This window comes from Acinetobacter sp. ATCC 27244 (assembly GCF_000156555.1).
GTDB lineage: Bacteria > Pseudomonadota > Gammaproteobacteria > Pseudomonadales > Moraxellaceae > Acinetobacter > Acinetobacter haemolyticus.
This window is the reverse complement of the sequence record NZ_GG665953.1, coordinates 45137-47267: the sequence shown is the minus strand read 5'-3', so window position 1 is coordinate 47267 and position 2131 is coordinate 45137. Positions and strand designations below refer to the sequence as shown.

Annotated in this window: 1 protein-coding gene and 3 pseudogenes; 2 read left to right on the top strand and 2 right to left on the bottom strand. The window is 32.8% G+C overall.

Features of this window, described 5'->3' with window-relative positions; translation table 11 throughout:
- A pseudogene (locus HMPREF0023_RS16505) lies at positions 1-162 on the top strand (IS5/IS1182 family transposase); the annotation flags it as partial.
- Positions 163-214: 52 nt separating this feature from the next.
- Here HMPREF0023_RS16505 and HMPREF0023_RS06775 read toward each other — a convergent pair.
- Positions 215-751 (bottom strand): annotated as a pseudogene (locus tag HMPREF0023_RS06775) (metalloprotease); the annotation flags it as partial.
- 82 nt (positions 752-833) lie between these two features.
- Here HMPREF0023_RS06775 and HMPREF0023_RS06770 point away from each other — a divergent pair.
- Positions 834-1147 (top strand): annotated as a pseudogene (locus tag HMPREF0023_RS06770) (MGMT family protein).
- Between the two features lie 179 nt (positions 1148-1326).
- Here HMPREF0023_RS06770 and HMPREF0023_RS06765 read toward each other — a convergent pair.
- Positions 1327-1764, bottom strand: coding sequence for a universal stress protein (locus HMPREF0023_RS06765; protein ID WP_005089448.1), 438 nt, complete (start codon positions 1762-1764; stop codon positions 1327-1329).
- Between the last annotated feature and the right edge of the window lie 367 nt (positions 1765-2131).

The window sequence follows — 2131 nt, the reverse complement described above, 5'->3', positions numbered from 1 at the left end:
CACCGAAGTTTGGTGGAAACAAAGATGCATTGCATCAAATTATTAAGTGATAAACTCAGTGCTAGGAGCTTTCAAAGCCAAGTCAATGAGGTACATGCCCGTATAGCCATTTTAAATAAATTTACAGAATTAGGCCGACCTCACACCCAAGTTGTGCCTTGAATTTGGTAAGACTTGGTGAAATCAGCCTTTAAAAGGTTTGTGCAACAAAGCCATTTAATCTCTGCCAGTCAATTAAAATAAATGGTTGGCCTGTGTTACGGAATCCCCAACTGGTGACATCCCTAAATTTTAATCTGTCACTATATGAGTCGTATATAATGAAGAAAACTTCTTTCGATCTACGCTCTGGAAAGCAATGTTTTACAGCAGCAGGAATATTTTCAGTAATTATTTTTCGAGGTTGATTAAGCTGATAAGCTAAATCACAGTTACGTTTGTTAAAGTTTTCATAAGAAAAATAACGGTAAGGCTTGAACCGAAAGATTTTTTGATTATTTTCATCCACAAAGTATTGGTTTAGGATATTAATCTCTTTCAGCATTTGATTTCGGTTGTCGTACTCGCGTGCTTTAGGTGTATTGGTTGTATAAACAAAACTTACATAAACGACTGGTAGGGTACTTTCTTCTTCTTCTTTGTGTAATTTGATCGGATGTTTTTCTAACTCAACATAACTTTTTTCTTTAGTACTGCATGCTACACAGACTAGGCTGATCATGAATAGTGTCGTAATTTTCTTATATGCCATTTCCAGATCTCTAATATTTTAATATTGAATTGGTTTGTGTGATTTTTTGCTCATAATAGCAATTTTTTGAGGTTTTATCACGTTGAATGAACAAGAGTTACATCGCCAAATCCTTGAGGTTATTGATCTCATTCCTTATGGAAAAGTGGCAAGTTATGGTCAGATTGCAAAATTAGCAGGTTTACCTAAACATGCACGGCTAGTTGGATTTGTGCTAAAACATTTGGATCAAGAAAGTAAAGTGCCTTGGTATCGTGTCATAAATGCACAAGGACGAATCAGTGTTAATAGAATCAATGATAAAGGGGAAATGTTCAGCAGTGTTTATTAGAAGCAGAGGGCGTTTACTTCGAGAATGGAAAGGTTGATTTTAAAATTTTTGGTTGGACCATTTGATAAAAATAGTCTCAATGTATATTGAATAGATTGAAGGGAATTTACTATTTATTTGCAATGCTTATACATAACGTTACGCATAAGTTTTGGATTTCAAATGAATTAAGTTGTTTTATTGGAATAAAAAGCATGGTAGTTACCATGCTTTTGAGTTATTAATCGCTAAACTTAAAAAGTAATTAACGAACTATAAGCACGGGGAGTTGGCTTTCTGCCAAAACTTTCTGTGCAACGCTTCCTAGAACAAATTGTTTAAATCCTGTACGACCATGTGAACCCATAATAATTAAATCGCTACCTAAATTTTGAGAAGCATTAATGATTTCTTGATGTATTGAAATACCTTCTAGTATTTGTGTCGATACACTCAAACCCAAGCCTTCAAATTTCTGTTCTGCTTTCGTTAAATTATCTCGCACATAGCCTTTGACGCGATCAATCAGCTCATTGCCTTGCCCATAACGGATGTAAGTATCTGCTAAATAAGGGTCCAATGTTACAACACCAACAACCGTAATTTGGCTGTTTAATGCTTTAGCCAATTGAGCTGCTTCACGAATGACTTTATCTGCAGTTTCTGAGTCATCGATAGCGACTAAGATTTTTTGATAGCTCATATTTGTTACTCCTTGTTTTTACGATGTTCTATTGAATTGGCTTATAAAAATTTTGTTTAAAATATTATCTTATTTCCATATTAAACTTATTTTTTATGAAATAAAACCTAGTAAATTTATAGGGATAGTGTTTATTTTGAGTTATAGGCAAAATAATCTTTACGACTAAAAATAAATAAATTTTCTTCAAAAAATAGAGTTTTGTTTATCAGTGACTTACATAAGTTAAAATGAATTTTTTTCAAAAAAATCTAACAGTGAATCAATATTATTGGTTTGCAATTGCAAAAATGCAATTAAGGAGTTAAGAGGGAAGGTTGAAAGTGATGATAAAAAAATATTTGACTACGTATTTATTGATGAAAGT